We start from the raw sequence: 300 nt of genomic DNA, 5'->3' as shown, positions 1-300 counted from the left end.
TGGAAGGAATATCAACTTTTAAAGTTTGAACCTTTTCCCCTGTTTCCTTTTTAGATTTCAGACTCTCTGTTTTTCTTTCTATTCCCTGAAAAAGGACCCTTTTACTCTTTTTAGCTTCTGGGATCTCCTGTTCTGTCTGTCCCTCGTCAACTGCCTGAATATCTGCCTCATCTTTATGAGCAAGGTAGGCTTGGTGGCGTGCTTTCCATTGTTCGAAAAAGGCACTTTTTTCATCATCCGGAGCAGTCATCTCAGGTATGTCTACATCCGTAGAAAATTCTTTCTCTTCGGCTAATACAG

The 300-nt window shown here is 41.0% G+C and carries 1 pseudogene; it reads right to left on the bottom strand.

The window, feature by feature from the left end:
• A pseudogene (locus C1G53_RS11195) lies at positions 1-300 on the bottom strand (cell division protein FtsQ); the annotation flags it as partial.

Source organism: Streptococcus suis (assembly GCF_002960445.1).
GTDB lineage: Bacteria > Bacillota > Bacilli > Lactobacillales > Streptococcaceae > Streptococcus > Streptococcus hyiners.
The sequence above is the reverse complement of the archived record's forward strand: the minus strand, read 5'-3'. Positions and strand labels throughout refer to the sequence as shown.